The sequence below is a fragment of the Pseudomonas sp. IPO3774 genome (genome assembly GCF_013386835.1).
GTDB lineage: Bacteria > Pseudomonadota > Gammaproteobacteria > Pseudomonadales > Pseudomonadaceae > Aquipseudomonas.
Window position 1 is genome coordinate 218,195 of sequence record NZ_JACAQY010000008.1, and the last position, 16,810, is coordinate 235,004.

The window sequence follows — 16,810 nt, forward strand, 5'->3', positions numbered from 1 at the left end:
CTGATTCTAACGGGGCATCGCGCCCTTGTCGTGCAGCGGAGAAGAGTGCTTGGACAGAGTGTTTATCGAAGGCCTGGAAGTCGACACCGTGATCGGGGCCTACGACTGGGAGCGCGGTATCCGGCAATGCCTGCGTCTGGACCTGAGCTTCGCCTGGGATAACCGCCCGGCCGCTGCCGGTGATGACCTGACCCTGGCGCTGGATTACGCGAGCGTGTCCGCGCGGATCCAGGCCTTTGCCGAGCAGGCGCAATTCCAGCTGGTGGAAACCTTCGCCGAGCGCCTGGCTGAAGTGTTGATGAGTGAGTTCCAGATTCCCTGGCTGCACCTCAAACTGACCAAGCCCGGCGCCGTACCGGCCGCCAAGGGTGTGGGCGTGGAGATCGAGCGCGGATGTCGCTAACTCAGGTTTACCTTGGTCTTGGCAGTAACATCGAGCGTGAGGCCCATTTGCACGCTGGCCTTGATGCGCTGGCGGGTTTCCTGACGCAGATGCGCTGTTCGCCGGTGTTTGAAAGCCAGCCTGTGGGCATCAAGAGCGGGCCATTCTTCAATCTGGTGGTGTCGGCGTATACCGACCTGCCGTTGATGGAACTGGACCGCCGGCTGAAATTCATCGAGGCCGACAATGGCCGCTACGCCCCGGATCGCAAGGGCTTGCCGCTGGACATCGACGTGCTGCTGTATGGCGAGCTGGTGGGTAACTTCGATGGCCTGATCCTGCCCCGGGCCGAAATCCTGAAGAACGCGTTTGTGCTGTGGCCGCTGTCGTTGATGGCGCCGCAGCGTGTGCATCCTGAGGTGGGCAAGTCATTTGCCGCGCTGTGGCAGGATGCACACATTGACCAGGTACTGGCGCCGGTCGCGTTCGAATGGCGGGATCAGCCGTTGACGCCGGACTCGCTCTTGTAGGCTTTTAGCGCCTTGAGCCGTTCGCGTTTCAGCGCTTCGCCCAGTTCGGGGCCTTTGAAGCCTTGTTCCAGTAGCGGTGCGACGGCCACACCTCTGGCCGCCAGCGCCGCACCGCGCAAATAATCTGCTTGTGGATAACTTCTCTGCTCAAGGCCCTTGCGCCCGCGGGCGTCCATCTCGCATGCCACCACAAACTCTTCAAAGCGTTGCGGGCGACGGTAAACGTCGAAGCTTTGCAGCAACTCCAGCAATGTCGAGGGCCTCAGCTCCAGTGCGCGGTGGCCATGGGTGTGATATTCGCCCACCAGCAACGCCAACTCCTGGCAATCCCTTGGCACCTTGAAGCGTTCGTTCATCGCCTTGATCAGCTTCACACCGCGTTGCTCATGAGCGATGTGCTGCGGCAACTTATCCACAGGCGTGAGCCCCTTGCCCAGATCGTGCAGCAGGCACGCCCAGCGGACGGTCAACGGCTGGGCATGGATGGCCGCCTGTTCCAGCACGCTCAATGTGTGCACGCCGGTATCGATTTCGGGGTGATGGGCCTCGGGTTGCGGCACGCCAAACAGTGCGTCGATTTCCGGCATCAGGGTTTTCAGGGCGCCGCAATCGCGCAGCACCTGGATAAACACCTGTGGCTGGTTTTCCATCAATGCGCGGGAAATCTCCTTCCAGCTGCGTTCGGGCGTCAAGGCTTCCAGTTCGCCCGACTCGCTGAGTTCGCGCATCAGTTCCAGGGTTTCGGGCGCTACCGTAAAGCCGAGGCCGGCATAGCGTGCGGCAAAGCGGGCAACGCGCAGGACTCGGAGTGGATCTTCGGCAAACGCCGGGGAAACGTGACGCAGAATGCGTGCGTCAAGATCCTGCTGGCCGTGATAAGGGTCGGTCAGGTTGCCCGCGTCATCCTCGGCCATGGCGTTGATGGTCAGGTCGCGGCGGATCAGGTCTTCTTCCAGGGTAACTTCGGGGCTGGCGTGAAACACAAAGCCGCCATAACCCCGGCCGCTCTTGCGCTCCGTGCGGGCGAGGGCGTACTCGTCACCATTTTTCGGGTCAAGAAATACCGGGAAGTCCGACCCCACAGGCTTGTAGCCCAGGGCGAGCATTTCTTCAGTGGTAGCGCCGACTACGACACGGTCGATATCGGTAACGGGGATGCCCAGCAGGCGATCACGTACCGCACCACCGACTTTGTAGATTTGCATGAAAAAGCCTCCATTAGCGGCACAGGATAACGCCTGCGGCCCGCCAATGGAGGCTTTGCCGTTTCACAGATGCACGACTGCCAGGTCCAGGCGGCCGTAATCGTTGTCGCTGTGCTCGTTACGCGGCGGAACGTGGTGGGTTTTCATCACCTGGTCGCCTTGCAGCGTCTCCAGGTGGATATCGAACCCCCACAGCCGGTGCAGGTGCTTGAGAACCTCCTCAGTGGACTCTCCCAGCGGTTTGCGGTCGTGCTGCTGGTGGCGCAGGGTCAGCGAGCGGTCGCCGCGTACGTCGATGCTGTAGATCTGCACATTGGGTTCGCGGTTGCCCAGGTTGTACTGCGCCGCGAGGGTTTCGCGGATGGTGCGGTAACCCGGCTCATCGTGGATCGCCGGCACCAGCAGGTCGTCCTTGAGGTCGTCGTCCATGATGCTGAACAGCTTGAGGTCTCGAATCACCTGGGGGGACAGGTACTGCAGGATGAAGCTCTCATCCTTGAAGCTGCTCATGGCGAACTTGATGGTCGACAGCCAATCGCTGCCGGCAATCTCCGGGAACCAGCGGCGGTCTTCTTCGGTAGGGTGCTCGCACATGCGCCGGATATCGCGGTACATCGCAAAGCCCAATGCATACGGGTTGATACCGCTGTAGTAGGGGCTGTCGAAGCCCGGCTGGAAGACCACGCTGGTGTGGGACGTCAGGAACTCCATCATGAAACCGTCGGTGACCAGGCCTTCGTCATACAGGTCGTTCATCAGGGTGTAGTGCCAGAACGTGGCCCAGCCTTCGTTCATCACCTGGGTCTGGCGTTGTGGGTAGAAATACTGGGCAATCTTGCGCACGATCCGCACGATTTCCCGCTGCCAGGGCTCCAGCAATGGTGCGTGCTTTTCGATGAAATACAGGATGTTTTCCTGAGGTTCGGCGGGGAAGCGCGCATTGTCCTTGTCGTTATTCTTGCCGGCGCGTTTGGGAATGGTGCGCCACAGGTCGTTGATCTGTTTTTGCAGATGCTCTTCACGGTCCTTCTGGCGCAGCCGTTCTTCTTCGGCGGAAATCGGATACGGGCGTTTGTAGCGATCGACGCCGTAGTTCATCAGGGCATGGCAGGAGTCCAGCAGGTCTTCCACTGCGTCGATGCCGTGGCGCTCCTCGCACTGCATGATGTACTGCTTGGCGAATACCAGGTAATCGATGATCGAGCTGGCATCGGTCCAGGTGCGGAACAGGTAGTTACCCTTGAAGAAGCTGTTATGCCCGTAGCACGCGTGGGCCACCACCAGCGCCTGCATGCAGATGGTGTTTTCTTCCATCAGGTAGGCGATGCACGGGTCGGAGTTGATGACGATTTCGTAGGCCAGGCCCATCTGGCCGCGGGTGTAGGACTTTTCAGTGCTGAGGAAGTGTTTGCCGTAGGACCAGTGGTGATAGCCCAGGGGCATGCCCACGGACGCATAGGCATCCATCATCTGTTCGGCGGTGATCACTTCGATCTGGTTGGGGTAGGTATCCAGGGCATAACCCGCCGCGATGCGGCTGATTTCCCGGTCATAGGCCTGGATCAGTTCGAAGGTCCATTCGGACCCCGTGGATATGGGTTGGCGCTTATGCTCTTTGGCGGTCATGTCACTAACCTGCGCTGGAAGAGTTCACGGAAGACCGGATAGATATCGCCGGCCGAGACCAATTGTTGCTGGGCGAAGGTGTCAGCGAAGGCTTCGCTGATGCGCTCGTATTCGAACCACAGGGCCTGATGCTCGCGCGGGGTGATTTCGACGTAGGTGTAGTACTGCACGAACGGCATGATCTGGTTGATCAGGATGTCGCGGCAGATCGGCGAGTCGTCGTTCCAGTTGTCGCCGTCGGAAGCCTGGGCGGCGTAGATGTTCCACTCGTTGGCCGGATAGCGTTCGGCCATGATTTCCTGCATCAGCTTCAAGGCGCTGGAGACGATGGTGCCGCCGGTTTCCCGCGAGTAGAAGAATTCCTCCTCGTCGACTTCCCTGGCGCTGGTGTGATGGCGGATGAACACCACATCGATCTTGTCGTAGTTACGCTTGAGAAACAGGTACAGCAGGATGAAGAAGCGCTTGGCGATGTCCTTGGTCGCCTGGGTCATGGAGCCGGACACGTCCATCAGGCAGAACATCACCGCCTTGGAACTGGGATTGGGTTGCTTGACCAGCAGGTTGTACTTCAGGTCGAAGGTGTCGAGAAACGGCACGCGATGGATTCGCGCACTGAGTTTGGCGATTTCGGCTTCGATTTCCTGGATATCGCCGAAGTTGTCCGGCTCTTCGCGTTTCAGGCGCTCCAGTTCCGCCTTGGCATCCCGCAGCTTCGCGCGGCTGCTGCCAGACAAGGCGATACGTCGCGCATGGGCTGAACGCAGGGTGCGGATGATGTTGATCCGAGACGGATTGCCTTCGTTGCTGATCCCGGCGCGCACGGTCTTGAAAGTGTCGGTACCGGTCAGGTTGCGTTTGACCAGGTTGGGCAGTTCCAGGTCTTCGAACATGAATTCCAGGAATTCTTCCTGGGTGATCTGGAACACGAACTCATCCATGCCTTCGCCGGAGTTGCCGGCCTTGCCCGGCCCTTTGCCGCCCGCACCGCCTTGAGGCCGCTGGATATGTTCGCCGCTGGTGAATTCCTTGTTGCCGGGATGCACGACAGTCTGTTTGCCGCCCCGGCCGTGGTGCAGCACCGGTTCATCGATGTCGCGTCCGGGGATGCTGATCTGTTCGCCATGCTCCATATCGGTGATGGAACGGCGGCTGACGGCCTCTTCGACGGCCTTTTTGATGTGGTCACGGTAACGCCGCAGGAACCGCTGGCGGTTTACCGTGCTCTTGTTCTTGCCATTGAGACGTCGGTCGATCACATAGCTCATGTAGGAGCCCTCCGGGCAGCTTCAAGTTACAAGCTTCAAGCGGCAAGCTGAAAGCTTAAAGACAAGCGGTCGATTGCCAGGCTGTCCGGCGTACCGGGAGCCTGGCATTACACGCTTGTCGCTGCCTTACTGCGATTTGCGGACCCGCAAGTACCACTCGGAGAGCAGTCGTACCTGTTTGTCGGTGTAGCCACGCTCGACCATGCGAGTGACGAAGTCGTTGTGTTTTTGCTGATCCTCCTTGCTGGCCTTGGCGTTGAAGCTGATGACCGGCAGCAGATCCTCGGTGTTGGAGAACATTTTCTTCTCGATGACCACCCGCAGCTTCTCATAGCTGAGCCAGGTAGGGTTCTTGCCGTTGTTGTTGGCCCGGGCGCGCAGCACGAAGTTGACGATTTCGTTGCGGAAATCCTTCGGATTGCTGATGCCGGCGGGTTTTTCGATCTTTTCCAGTTCCTCGTTGAGGGCTACGCGGTTGAGAATCTCGCCGGTTTCCGGGTCGCGGTATTCCTGGTCCTGGATCCAGAAGTCTGCGTACAGCACATAGCGGTCGAAGATGTTCTGGCCGTATTCGCTGTAGGACTCAAGGTACGCGGTCTGGATTTCCTTGCCGATGAACTCGATGTAGCGCGGTGCCAGGTATTCCTTGAGGAAGCGCAGATAGCGCTCGCGGGTTTCAGCCTGGAATTGTTCCTGTTCGATCTGCTGTTCCAGCACGTAGAGCAGGTGCACCGGGTTGGCGGCGATTTCGTGCGGGTCGAAGTTGAAGACCTTGGACAGGATCTTGAACGCAAAACGTGTCGACAGGCCGTTCATGCCCTCATCCACGCCGGCGGTGTCGCGGTATTCCTGGATCGACTTGGCCTTCGGATCGGTGTCCTTGAGGTTTTCGCCGTCATACACGCGCATCTTCGAGTAGATGTTGGAGTTTTCCGGCTCTTTGAGGCGCGACAACACGGTGAACTGGGCCAGCATCTTCAGGGTGTCAGGCGCGCAATGAGCCTTGGCCAGGGAACTGTTGAACAGCAGCTTGTCGTAAATCTTGATTTCATCGCTGACCCGCAGGCAGTACGGCACCTTGACGATATAGATCCGGTCGATGAAGGCTTCGTTGTTCTTGTTGTTGCGGAAGGTGTGCCATTCCGATTCGTTGGAGTGGGCCAGCAGGATCCCGGTGAATGGAATCGCCCCCAGGCCTTCGGTGCTGTTGTAGTTACCTTCCTGTGTCGCGGTGAGCAGTGGGTGCAGCACCTTGATCGGTGCCTTGAACATCTCCACGAACTCCATCAGGCCCTGGTTGGCCCGGCACAGTGCGCCCGAGTAGCTGTAGGCATCGGCGTCGTTCTGCGGGAATTCTTCGAGTTTGCGGATATCGACCTTGCCCACCAGTGCCGAGATGTCCTGGTTGTTCTCGTCACCCGGTTCGGTCTTGGCCACGGCGATCTGGTTGAGGATCGAGGGGTAGAGCTTCACCACCCGGAACTGGCTGATGTCGCCGCCGAACTCGGCCAGGCGCTTGGTCGCCCAGGGCGACATGATGGTATTGAGATAGCGCCGTGGAATGCCGAAGTCTTCTTCGAGAATCGCGCCATCTTCCGTGGCATTGAACAGCCCCAGGGGCGACTCGAACACCGGTGAGCCCTTGATGGCGTAGAACGGCACCTTCTCGATCAGTTGTTTGAGCTTCTCGGCCAGGGACGACTTGCCGCCGCCGACGGGGCCGAGCAGGTAGAGGATCTGTTTCTTCTCTTCCAGGCCTTGGGCAGCATGGCGGAAATACGAGACGATCTGGTCAATGCATTCTTCCATACCGTGGAAGTCTTCAAAGGCCGGGTAGCGACGGATCACCTTGTTCGAGAAAATCCGCGACAAGCGCGAATTGGCTGCGGTGTCCACCAGCTCCGGCTCGCCGATCGCCAACAGCAGGCGTTCAGCGGCAGACGCGTAGGCGCTGCGGTCCTTTTTGCACAGTTCGAGATACTCCTGAAGCGAGAGCTCTTCCTGGCGGGTGGACTCGAAGCGTTGTTGGAAGTGGCTAAAAATACTCATGACGTCGTCACCTCGCTCGATACGTGGAGCCGACGCCGGATCAATCAGTCGATGCTGGCAGCCATTGGTGGACACCAATGGCCGTTTTCCCCCCAGAACACCCTGAAACGCTACCGATGACCCGCACGCCGGTGTACCGGCTCTCCCCTGTTTTGGATGGCCTGCGCTTAAGGATAGTTCGGAATCGGGGAGGTCAAGGCGCGATACGAAATTAGTTTGGCCGCGCCGTTCGTCAGAAACGGCGCGAGGCCAAGCGTCACGCGGGATAGCGGGGTTTGAAAAAAATTATTGCGCGTCGCCTGCGGCAATTTCTGCAGGATAGGTCGCACGCCATAGCTCAAAGCCACCGTCGAGGCTATAGACGTCGGAGAAGCCCTGGCTCACCAGGTAGGCGGCGGCGCTTTGGCTGGAGTTGCCGTGGTAGCACGCGACGATGACCGGCGCGTCGAGGTCGGCGGCGCGGATGAAGTCGGCGATGTTGTGGTTGTCCAGGTGCTGGGCGCCACTGATATGGCCGGCGATGTAGGTCGGCTGGTCGCGGATGTCTACAACCACCGCGCCTTGCTCGCGCAGGGCCTGGGCTTGCTCGGGAGGGATACGTTTGAATTCAGTCATGGCGGGCTCCTTTGGCCTGTATGAAAGCGCGGCTCAGCGCTTTGCCGCGGCCTGCAGTTGTTCGGGAACGGGGGAGTCGCACTGGCAGCTCGAGCGCTCGCCGGTGTCGATGTTCATCAGGGTCATGGCGCCGCCCCATACGCAGCCGGTGTCGAGGGCGAACACGCCAGGTTCATCACACTTGCCTTCCAGGGCTGCCCAGTGGCCGAAGATGATCTTCGTATCACGGGTCTTGCGCTCCTTGTGGGCGAACCAGGGCTTGTAGCCGGGGAGGGCGGTGTCGGCGCCTTCCTTGCTCTTGAGGTCCAGCTTGCCTTCGGCGGTGCAGAAACGCATGCGGGTGAAGTAGTTGGTGATCACCCGCAGGCGCGCGACGCCGGTCAGTTCGTTGTCCCACTTAACGGGTTCGTTGCCGTACATGCCATCCAGGTAAGCGGTGTACAGGTTGTCATCGGCCAGGGCTGCTTCGACTTCACTCGCGCACTTGAGGGCTTTCTTCAGCGTCCACTGGGGTGGAATGCCGGCATGCACCAAGGCGGTGTCGCGGCTCTCGTCGTAGTGCATGAGTTTTTGCCGGCGCAGCCAGTCAAGCAGCTCGGTGCGATCCGGCGCTTCGAGGATTTCCCGCAGGGTATCGCCCTTTTTCAGGCGCTCGATGTTATTGCCGGCGGCCAGCAAGTGCAGGTCATGGTTGCCCAGTACGCACACCAGGGAGTCGCGCATGCCATAAAGGAAGCGCAGGGTTTCCAGGGATTGCGGGCCACGGTTGACCAGGTCGCCCACCAGCCACAGGCGATCCTTGGCCGGGTCGAAGGCCACACGCTCGAGCAGGCACTCGAGCGGTTCCAGGCAGCCTTGCAGGTCGCCGACGGCATACGTCGCCATCAGTGCAGGGCTCCAGGCACCGCGAGGCGGAACGGGGCGATGATGGCGTCGAAGTGTTTGCCGTCGTCGGCGAGCATCTGGTAGCTGCCTTGCATGTTGCCGACGCGGGAGGTCATGACAGTGCCGCTGCTGTAGGTGTGGCTCTTGCCTGGGGCGATCAGCGGTTGTTGGCCGACCACGCCGGCGCCGCGTACTTCCTCGACCTGGCCGTCACCGTCGGTGATGACCCAGTGGCGCGACAGCAGCTTGGCAGGCAGCTCGCCGTTGTTTTGCACGGTGATGGTGTAGGCGAACGCAAAGCGGTTCTGCTCGGGTTGCGATTGTTCCGCCAGAAAGCGGGTGACGACGCTGACGTCGATCTGATAACGAGGATCGGACATGCAAGAGGCCTTAAAAGCAAAAGCGGGGGAACAGCGGATGCCGGTCAGTCTAGGCCCGTAGGCGCTGGCTTGCCAGCGATGGCGATCGTGAGTGCGCCATCGCCGGCAAGCCGGCTCCTACTATTTATTCAGCCACTGGCGCAGGCTGAATGGCGAGCTGGTCAGCCAGGCGCACGAAGGCGGCCAGGTCCAGCTGCTCGGGGCGCAGGCTGCCGTCGACGCCGGCGGCCTCGATTTCAGCGTTGCTGAGCAAGGCCTTCAGCGTATTGCGCAAGGTCTTGCGGCGCTGGTTGAAGGCTTCGCGCACCACGCGCTCCAGCAACTTGTGATCTTTGGCCGGGTGTGGCAACACCGCGTGAGGCACCAGGCGCACGATGGCGGAGTCGACTTTCGGCGGGGGGTTGAACGCGCCAGGTCCGACGTTGAACAGGTGCTCTACGCGGCAATGGTACTGAACCATGATCGACAGGCGACCCCAGTCACCGCCTCCAGGACCCGCTGCCAGACGCTCGACCACTTCCTTTTGCAGCATGAAGTGCATGTCGCGGATGATGCCGGCGTTGTTCAGCAGGTGAAAAATCAGCGGGGTGGAGATGTTGTACGGCAGGTTGCCGACCACTCGCAGGCTGTTGGGCGCTGCATTGAGGCTGGTGAAGTCGAACTTCAGCGCATCACCCTGGTGCAGGTTGAAATTGGGCATGCCGGCGAACTGCTGGTTGAGGATCGGGATCAGGTCCTTGTCCAACTCAACCACGTCCAGCTGGCCGCCGCTTTTCAGCAGGCCTTGGGTCAGGGCGCCCTGGCCCGGGCCGATTTCCAGCAGGCGGTCTTCGGGCTTGGCATGGATGGAACGCAGGATGCGATCAATCACGCCAGCGTCGTGCAGGAAGTTTTGCCCGAAACGCTTGCGCGCCCGGTGTTGGTAATGCTCGGTCATATACGGGTCTCGGCCATCTGATAGGCGGTTTCCAGGGCCACGTGCAGGCTGCCGGTATCGATCTTGCCGCTGCCTGCGAGGTCCAGGGCGGTGCCATGGTCGACGGAGGTGCGGATGATCGGCAGGCCCAGTGTCACGTTGACCGCGGCGCCGAAGCCTTTGTACTTCAGCACGGGCAGGCCCTGGTCATGGTACATCGCCAGCACTGCGTCGCAGTGCTCCAGATATTTGGGGGTAAACAGAGTGTCGGCAGGCAATGGGCCGCGCAGGTCCATGCCTTCAAGGCGCAGACGCTCCAGGGTTGGTTCGATGATGTCGATTTCTTCATGGCCCAAGTGACCACCTTCACCGGCGTGGGGGTTGAGCCCACAGACCAGAATGCGTGGTTGGGCGATGCCGAATTTCTGTTGCAGGTCGGCGTGCAGGATGCGTGTCACACGCTCCAGTCGCTCGGGGGTAATGGCGTCGGCAATCTCGCGCAGGGGCAGGTGAGTGGTCACCAGCGCCACCCGCAGCTCGCCCGTTGCCAGCATCATCACCACTTGTTCGGTATGGGTCAGCTCAGCGAGGAATTCGGTATGACCGGAAAAGGCGATGCCTGATTCGTTGATCACACCCTTGTGTACCGGGGCGGTGATCATCCCGGCAAAATCCCCGTCGATGCAGCCCTGGCCGGCACGGGTCAGGGTTTCCAGGACGAAGGCAGCGTTGGCCTTGTCCAGTTGCCCGGCCACGACCTTGGTCGCCAGCGGGGTATCCCATACGTACAGGCTGTTGGCCGGTGCCGGCAGATCAGGCCAGTTGCCCGGGCCCACCGGCAGCAGATCGACAACCACACCCAACTGCGCGGCCCGCTCAATGAGCAGGTCGCGGCTGGTAATGGCAATCAGGGGGTGTGGCTGGGGGTGCGAGGCGAGCAGCAGGCACAGGTCAGGACCAATGCCGGCCGGCTCGCCGGGTGTCAGTGCGAAACGCTTGGGTGTCACTGGGCTGCCTGGTCGGTGCCTGTTTGGTCGGCACCAGGAAGCTTGTTCTCTACGTAGGCTTCGTCACGGATCTGACGCAACCAGGTTTGCAGCTCTTCGTCGTATTTGCGGTTACGCAGTACGGTCAGGGCTTGCTGCTCGCGGGCCTGGGTGGTGTTGTCAGTGGCGCGACGGCCAAGGACTTCCAGCACATGCCAGCCGTATTGGGTCTTGAACGGCTTGGACAGCACGCCTTGGGGGGTCTTGGCCATGACGTCCTGGAACTCTGGAACCAGTGCCTTCGGATCGATCCAGTTCAGATCGCCGCCGTTAAGCGCCGAACCCGGGTCTTCGGAATAGCTCTTCGCCAATTCGCCGAAGTCTTCGCCCGCTTCGATGCGGTCATAGAGCTTCTGGGCCAGTTCCTTGGTTTGGGCTTCGGTACGGATCTCGCTTGGCTTGACCAGGATGTGACGAACGTGAACTTCGTCCTTCATCTGGGCTTCTTCGCCACCGCGCTTGCCGAGCAACTTGAGGATGATGAAACCGCCTGGCGTACGGGCAGGCTGGGTGATGCCACCAACTTCCATGGCACTCAGCTCGCGGTCGAACGGTGGTGGCAGTTGCGCGGCTTTACGCCAGCCCATGTCACCGCCTTCGAGGGCGTTGTCGCTGCCGGACTGGGCAATGGCCATCTGGGCAAAGTCGGCACCTTGCTTGAGACGGTCATAGATAGCCTGGGTTTTCGCTGCAGCAGCATTGAGCTGTTCAGCGTTGGCGCTGTCGGGCGTAGGCACCAGGATGTTCGCCAGGTGCAGTTCTTCGGAAAGCTGCATCTTGCCAAGGTCGGAGGCGAGGAAGTTCTTCACTTCCTGCTCGGACACCTGAATCCGTTCGGCCACGCGACGCTGACGTACACGGCTGATGATCATTTCCCGGCGAATCTGGTCACGGGCGTCCTCATAGGACAGGCCGTCGTGAGCCAGGGCTGCGCGGAACTGATCAACACTCATGTTGTTGCGCTGGGCGATGGTGCCGACAGCCTGGTTCAATTCTTCGTCGCTGATACGGATACCGGAGCGATCGCCGATCTGCAGTTGCAGGTTTTCAACGATCAGGCGTTCAAGCACCTGCTGATCCAGCACGCTGGTCGGTGGTACGCCGCCGCCACGCTTGGCGATGGTTTGCTGAACTTCCTTGACCCGTTGGTCCAGTTGGCTCTGCATGATCACGTCGTTATCGACGATGGCCACTACCTTGTCCAGCGGTTGAACCGCAGCGTGAGCTGCGGCGGTACCCAGGAACAGCGCGCCCAGCATCAGCGGGCGCAGACAATCAGAAAGCTTGGTCTTCACGTTCACGATAACCTTCAATGCCTTTGTCGAGGAAGCTCTCTACCTTGGCGCCGGTCAGGCCGCCGAGTCCTTTGAGGACAACTTGGAAGAAGAGCCCGTGGTCACCCTTTTCGTTCAGCGGGGCGATCTGGCTGTATTCGTCGTTGGAAACCCAGTAACGGTTGATGACGCGCAGTTTCCAGCAGCAGTTGTCGTACTCGAAACCACCAAAGGCCTCCAGGGTACGGTTGCGGGCATAGTCATACTGCCAGCGGGTGATCAGGTTCCACTGCGGAACGATCGGCCACATCATCGAGAAGTCGTGTTGCTGGATTTTGTAGTAATCCTTCACGAAGTTCGGGTCGCCTGGCTGCCCGTAGTCGCCACCAAACTGCCATTTGCCGGTCAGCTGGTTGTACACCACCTGGTCGTTGCGATAGCGGTAGCCGACGTTGATAACCTTGTTCGGGTTGTCTTCCGGCTGATAGTGGAACATCGCGCTGCCGGAACGTGGGCTGTGGCTTTCCGGGTCCCAGTTGTAATCGGCAGTGGCGCGCCAGTCACGGTTGAAGCGGAACTCGTAGTCCAGGGCGATTGGCGAAACATCAGACTGTGCGTCCGCACGGTCCGCGGCCAGGATGCCCGGCAGTTGAACTTCGCGGTTCTTGAAGTACACGGCCTCGCCGATGCTGACGCGTTGGCGTTCGAAGCCGTTTTCTTCGATCCAGCGGCTGGTCACGCCCAGGGACAGTTTGTTCTCGTCGCCGATGCGGTCAGTACCGCTGAAGCGGTTGTCACGGAACAGCGACGCGTAGCTGAACGAGTACTCACCGCTGTCGAATACCGGGATATCGCCCTGGTCCTTGTTCGGTACATACAGGTAGTACGCACGAGGCTCCAGAGTTTGACGGTAGTCTTTGCCGAACAAGTTGGTGTTGCGGTCGAAGTACAGGCCGCTGTCGATGCTGGCAATCGGAATTGCACGGTCTTGCGAGCTTTTGAAGGTGCCACCGGCATAAGGGTTGGCTGCAGTTGACGCGGCTTGCGCTGCGATAATCTGGTTCTTGCCGATGCTGTCCAAATCAAGATCGTACTTGGTATAGACGTACTTCAACTTTGGCGTAATAAAACCGTAGGTCCAGTTCATCGGGTAGTCGACTGCCGGCGCAACGTTCAGGCGAGTACCGTTTGCACGGGTCAGGCCGGTTACGTAGGTGTCGAGCCGCGGCGATACGAGCCCGTTTTCATCCGTGAAGCTTCCGTTCTCCAAGTCCCGATCAAAGCGTACGGCTTCGGTCTCGTAGGTGAAGTTCACCCCGCCTGGATGGTACGGCAGCGTGCCGTTGAAGGTGATCTGTGGCAAGCGGTCATACGGCGTGATCTGGGAGATCGTTGCCAGCTGGTACGCCTGCAGGTTCAGCTTCGCCTGGAAGGTATCACCGCGGTAGGTCACCGAACCTTGCTGGTTCACGTAGTCCTGGCTCTTGATCCCTTCCTGATAGGACTTCAGATCCTGGAAGTAATAAGGGTCGCTGATGTTGGTGTAGTCGACCTGGGTCAGTACACGCGAGTCCAGCCCGCCCTTGTGCTGCCAGTTGATCATGTAGCGATCTTTTTCGTAGTCGGTCTGGCCTTTACGCTCGCTGCTGTCGTCGTTCAGGTACGCGCCGCCGAACTGGCCTTCGCTGGACTTGGTGAGGTAGCGGAATTCGCCTTCCATCAACAGGCCGCGCTTGGTCATGTATTGCGGGTACAACGTGGCGTCGTAGTTTGGCGCCAGGTTGAAGTAGTACGGCGTAACCAACGTGAAGCCAGTCTCGCCACCGGTGCTGAAGCTCGGCGGCAGGAAGCCGGATTGACGACGGTTGTCGATCGGGAAGTAGATGTACGGGGTGTAAAGGATCGGAATGTCCTTGACCCGCAACGTCACGTTGGTCGCGGTACCGAAACCGGTGGCCGGGTTGAGCGTGATGTTGTTGCCCTTGAGCTGCCAGGCGTTGCTGTTCGGCTCGCAGGTGGTGTACGTACCGTCCTTGAGACGGATGATCGCGTTCTCGGCACGCTTGGCGTACAGGGCGTTACCGCGGATGCGCGATTTGTGCATCACGTATTCGGCGTTGTCGACCTTGGCGGCGCCGGTGTCCAGCTGGACTTCAGCGTGGTCGCCCACCAGCAGGGCACCGTTGTCGCGCAGACGGACGTTGCCGTTCAGCTCGCCACGGTTCTCGGCCTGGTACAGGTTGGCCTCGTCGGCCTCGACCTGCATGCTGCCCTGGCGCATGACGACGTCACCGGCCAGGGAAGCAACTTGTTGTTCCTGCTCGTAACGAGAGACCTTGGCGCCGATGAAGGTCGGCGCGTCGCTCTTGTTCGTCTTGTCGTTCATGCCAGGACGGATCGGCTCGATGTACGCGCCGGAGCAGTACGGGCCGGTTTCGGCCAGTTGTGCGGCGGTGAGCTTCTCGCGAGGGACCCAGTCCAGGTGGCTGTAGTCGGCGCTGCGCGAACGCAGGCCGCGGCCCTTGGCTTCGGTGACCAGAGCGGTCTGCGGCACGGCCTCGGCGGCGCCGCCGGACTCGCCTTGCGGCGTGCCACTGGCAGAGCTGACGGCACTGCCGTCATGCACCGGGCGCGGTGGCAGCGGGGCTGCGGCCGTTTTCGGCGCGCAATCCCAGGCACCCGAAGCAGAGACTGAGCAGTCATACTGTTCCGCGGCGACCACGAATGAGGTGGCGAAAGGTTGCATGGCCAGCAGACTGCCGGTTACCAGCAACGGAAATTTTCTACGAAACGCGGGGGATTTCAATGCCATCTTATTAGTCCGGGCTTCCTGCGTGCCATCTGCCCGCGGTGTGGGCCGCACGCCTCTCGATGGTCTGAAAAAGATGCGTGATAATAAAGCATGACCCGCTTGACGGCTAGCGCCGTCGGAGACCCTTGTAATGCCCGACCAAGATCTACGTTTGCAACAGCTGAAAGTCTGGCTTGATGAGCAATTGCCAGGCCTCTTTACCACCCAGGGCTGGGGTGTCGTACCCCCGGCCACGTTGACTGCGGCCAGCAGTGACGCGAGTTTCAGGCGTTACTTCCGGTGGGAGGGAGGAGGTCGCAGTTTTGTCGTGATGGACGCTCCACCCCCCCAGGAAAACTGCAAACCTTTCGTCGATATCGCTCATTTACTCGGTCAATCGGGAATAAATGTTCCGAAAATTTATGCGCAAGATCTGCTTCGCGGCTTTCTTTTGCTTAACGACCTGGGGAAAAAAACCTATCTGGACGTGATTACGGCTAAAAATGCCGATCAATTGTTCGCCGATGCCATCGACGCATTGCTGGCTTTCCAGCAATTGCCGATGGAAGCCCCGTTGCCCAGTTATGACGTCGCGCTGTTGCGTCGGGAGCTGGAATTGTTTCCTGAATGGTACGTTCGCCGGGAGCTGGGCATCGAGTTCGACGCCCGGCAGCTTGGCCTGTGGCAACGCGTCAGCGAACACCTGATCGACAGCGCCCTGGCCCAGCCCAAGGTCCTGGTGCATCGCGACTATATGCCACGCAACCTGATGATCAGCGAGCCGAATCCCGGCGTGCTGGACTTCCAGGACGCGGTCTACGGCCCGGTGACCTACGACATCACGTGCCTGTTCAAGGACGCCTTCCTCAGTTGGCCGCTGGCCCGCGTGCGGGAATGGCAGCGCGGTTACTGGCAACGCGCCGGCGCGCTGGGTATCCCGGTGCAGGCGGACTTCGAGGAGTTCCTGCGGGCCAGCGACCTGATGGGCGTGCAGCGTCACCTCAAGGTGATCGGCATCTTTGCGCGCATCTGCCACCGCGATGGCAAGCCGCGCTACCTCGCGGACGTGCCGCGCTTCTTTGCTTATATAGAGGCGGTGCTCGCGGACCGGCCAGAATTGAGTGAACTGGGTGAACTGTTGGCGAGCCTGCGCGTCGAGGTGGTGGTATGAAGGCCATGATCCTGGCCGCCGGCAAAGGTGAGCGGATGCGCCCGCTGACCTTGCACACGCCCAAGCCGCTGATCCAGGCCGGCGGCAAGCGCCTGATCGAGTACCACCTCGAGGCGCTGGCGAAAGCGGGCTTTACCGAGATCGTCATCAACCATGCGTGGCTTGGCCAGCAGATCGAAGGCTATCTGGGCGATGGCTCGCAGTACGGCGTACGCATCCAGTACTCGGCCGAAGGCGAGCCGCTGGAGACCGGCGGCGGGATCTTCAAGGCCTTGCCGCTGCTGGGGGACGAACCGTTCCTGGTGGTCAATGGCGACATCTGGACCGACTACGACTTCGCCAGCCTCCACCAGCCACTGGATGGGCTGGCCCACCTGGTGATGGTCGACAACCCGCCGCACCATCCGTCCGGTGGTGATTTCTACCTGAAGGACGGCGCGCTTCATGATGCCGCCGCCGGTGCCGATAACCTGACCTTCAGTGGCATTTCCGTACTCCACCCCCAGCTGTTCGCGGGTTGCAGTGCGGGTGCCTTCAAGCTGGCGCCGCTGTTGCGTGACGCCATGGCGAAAGGGTTGGTGACGGGGGAACACATGAACGGACGCTGGATCGATGTCGGGACGCTGGAGCGTCTGGCGCAAGTCGAAACCCTGCTGACAGCGGGGCACTAGG

Annotated in this window: 15 protein-coding genes; 4 read left to right on the forward strand and 11 right to left on the reverse strand. The window is 60.4% G+C overall.

The window, feature by feature from the left end; all coding sequences use genetic code 11:
- Nucleotides 1-49: 49 nt before the first annotated feature.
- Together folB and folK are read left to right on the forward strand one after the other, a co-directional pair.
- Entirely contained in the window at nucleotides 50-403 is a 354-nt protein-coding gene (gene folB, locus HYE77_RS04605; RefSeq protein ID WP_003211007.1) for a dihydroneopterin aldolase, read from the forward strand.
- Complete coding sequence (gene folK, locus HYE77_RS04610; protein ID WP_003211005.1) at nucleotides 394-912, forward strand: 2-amino-4-hydroxy-6-hydroxymethyldihydropteridine diphosphokinase; 519 nt, start codon at nucleotides 394-396, stop codon at nucleotides 910-912. Before folB ends, folK begins: the two co-directional genes overlap by 10 nt.
- Here folK and HYE77_RS04615 read toward each other — a convergent pair.
- The 11 genes from HYE77_RS04615 to HYE77_RS04665 form a co-directional block, all read right to left on the reverse strand.
- A complete protein-coding gene (locus HYE77_RS04615; RefSeq protein WP_177041292.1) occupies nucleotides 882-2,117 on the reverse strand; it encodes a multifunctional CCA addition/repair protein in 1,236 nt (411 codons plus the stop codon). The genes folK and HYE77_RS04615 overlap by 31 nt on opposite strands.
- 63 nt (nucleotides 2,118-2,180) lie before the next feature.
- Nucleotides 2,181-3,743 carry a SpoVR family protein gene (locus tag HYE77_RS04620; RefSeq protein WP_102370017.1) on the reverse strand — a complete coding sequence of 521 codons (1,563 nt, stop codon included), beginning with the start codon at nucleotides 3,741-3,743 and terminating at the stop codon, nucleotides 2,181-2,183.
- Nucleotides 3,740-5,011, reverse strand: a complete 1,272-nt coding sequence (locus tag HYE77_RS04625) for a YeaH/YhbH family protein (protein ID WP_003211000.1) — start codon at nucleotides 5,009-5,011, stop codon at nucleotides 3,740-3,742. Before HYE77_RS04625 ends, HYE77_RS04620 begins: the two co-directional genes overlap by 4 nt.
- 126 nt (nucleotides 5,012-5,137) lie before the next feature.
- On the reverse strand, nucleotides 5,138-7,060 hold the full coding sequence (locus tag HYE77_RS04630; RefSeq protein WP_003210999.1) for a PrkA family serine protein kinase: 1,923 nt from the start codon (nucleotides 7,058-7,060) through the stop codon (nucleotides 5,138-5,140).
- A 285-nt stretch (nucleotides 7,061-7,345) separates the two neighbouring features.
- The gene (gene glpE, locus HYE77_RS04635) at nucleotides 7,346-7,675 is read right to left on the reverse strand and encodes a thiosulfate sulfurtransferase GlpE (RefSeq protein WP_003210998.1); all 330 of its coding nucleotides are present in this window, start codon (nucleotides 7,673-7,675) and stop codon (nucleotides 7,346-7,348) included.
- 33 nt (nucleotides 7,676-7,708) lie between these two features.
- The gene (locus tag HYE77_RS04640) at nucleotides 7,709-8,560 is read right to left on the reverse strand and encodes a symmetrical bis(5'-nucleosyl)-tetraphosphatase (RefSeq protein WP_087694724.1); all 852 of its coding nucleotides are present in this window, start codon (nucleotides 8,558-8,560) and stop codon (nucleotides 7,709-7,711) included.
- Complete coding sequence (gene apaG, locus HYE77_RS04645; RefSeq protein WP_003210996.1) at nucleotides 8,560-8,940, reverse strand: Co2+/Mg2+ efflux protein ApaG; 381 nt, start codon at nucleotides 8,938-8,940, stop codon at nucleotides 8,560-8,562. Before apaG ends, HYE77_RS04640 begins: the two co-directional genes overlap by 1 nt.
- Before the next feature lie 124 nt (nucleotides 8,941-9,064).
- Nucleotides 9,065-9,877, reverse strand: coding sequence for a 16S rRNA (adenine(1518)-N(6)/adenine(1519)-N(6))-dimethyltransferase RsmA (gene rsmA, locus HYE77_RS04650; protein WP_003210994.1), 813 nt, complete (start codon nucleotides 9,875-9,877; stop codon nucleotides 9,065-9,067).
- Nucleotides 9,874-10,863 (reverse strand): 4-hydroxythreonine-4-phosphate dehydrogenase PdxA, encoded by a 990-nt coding sequence (gene pdxA, locus HYE77_RS04655; protein WP_177068481.1) that lies wholly within the window; start codon nucleotides 10,861-10,863, stop codon nucleotides 9,874-9,876. Before pdxA ends, rsmA begins: the two co-directional genes overlap by 4 nt.
- Entirely contained in the window at nucleotides 10,860-12,197 is a 1,338-nt protein-coding gene (locus HYE77_RS04660; protein WP_003210991.1) for a peptidylprolyl isomerase, read from the reverse strand. The genes pdxA and HYE77_RS04660 overlap by 4 nt, the downstream gene beginning before the upstream one ends.
- On the reverse strand, nucleotides 12,178-14,988 hold the full coding sequence (locus tag HYE77_RS04665; protein ID WP_087694723.1) for an LPS-assembly protein LptD: 2,811 nt from the start codon (nucleotides 14,986-14,988) through the stop codon (nucleotides 12,178-12,180). Before HYE77_RS04665 ends, HYE77_RS04660 begins: the two co-directional genes overlap by 20 nt.
- Before the next feature lie 130 nt (nucleotides 14,989-15,118).
- On the opposite strand from HYE77_RS04665, the gene HYE77_RS04670 reads away from it, so the two are divergent.
- Nucleotides 15,119-16,138 carry an aminoglycoside phosphotransferase family protein gene (locus HYE77_RS04670; RefSeq protein WP_177027968.1) on the forward strand — a complete coding sequence of 340 codons (1,020 nt, stop codon included), beginning with the start codon at nucleotides 15,119-15,121 and terminating at the stop codon, nucleotides 16,136-16,138.
- Nucleotides 16,135-16,809, forward strand: coding sequence for an N-acetylmuramate alpha-1-phosphate uridylyltransferase MurU (gene murU / locus HYE77_RS04675; protein ID WP_177020667.1), 675 nt, complete (start codon nucleotides 16,135-16,137; stop codon nucleotides 16,807-16,809). Before HYE77_RS04670 ends, murU begins: the two co-directional genes overlap by 4 nt.
- Nucleotide 16,810: the final 1 nt, after the last annotated feature.

Excerpts from the sequence above, each read along its gene's own strand:
- folK (WP_003211005.1), top strand. The coding sequence starts at position 394 with ATGTCGCTAACTCAGGTTTACCTTGGTCTTGGCAGTAACATCGAGCGT.
- HYE77_RS04615 (WP_177041292.1), bottom strand. The coding sequence starts at position 2,117 with ATGCAAATCTACAAAGTCGGTGGTGCGGTACGTGATCGCCTGCTGGGC.
- HYE77_RS04620 (WP_102370017.1), bottom strand. The coding sequence starts at position 3,743 with ATGACCGCCAAAGAGCATAAGCGCCAACCCATATCCACGGGGTCCGAA.
- HYE77_RS04625 (WP_003211000.1), bottom strand. The coding sequence starts at position 5,011 with ATGAGCTATGTGATCGACCGACGTCTCAATGGCAAGAACAAGAGCACG.
- HYE77_RS04630 (WP_003210999.1), bottom strand. The coding sequence starts at position 7,060 with ATGAGTATTTTTAGCCACTTCCAACAACGCTTCGAGTCCACCCGCCAG.
- glpE (WP_003210998.1), bottom strand. The coding sequence starts at position 7,675 with ATGACTGAATTCAAACGTATCCCTCCCGAGCAAGCCCAGGCCCTGCGC.
- HYE77_RS04640 (WP_087694724.1), bottom strand. The coding sequence starts at position 8,560 with ATGGCGACGTATGCCGTCGGCGACCTGCAAGGCTGCCTGGAACCGCTC.
- apaG (WP_003210996.1), bottom strand. The coding sequence starts at position 8,940 with ATGTCCGATCCTCGTTATCAGATCGACGTCAGCGTCGTCACCCGCTTT.
- rsmA (WP_003210994.1), bottom strand. The coding sequence starts at position 9,877 with ATGACCGAGCATTACCAACACCGGGCGCGCAAGCGTTTCGGGCAAAAC.
- HYE77_RS04665 (WP_087694723.1), bottom strand. The coding sequence starts at position 14,988 with ATGGCATTGAAATCCCCCGCGTTTCGTAGAAAATTTCCGTTGCTGGTA.
- HYE77_RS04670 (WP_177027968.1), top strand. The coding sequence starts at position 15,119 with ATGCCCGACCAAGATCTACGTTTGCAACAGCTGAAAGTCTGGCTTGAT.
- murU (WP_177020667.1), top strand. The coding sequence starts at position 16,135 with ATGAAGGCCATGATCCTGGCCGCCGGCAAAGGTGAGCGGATGCGCCCG.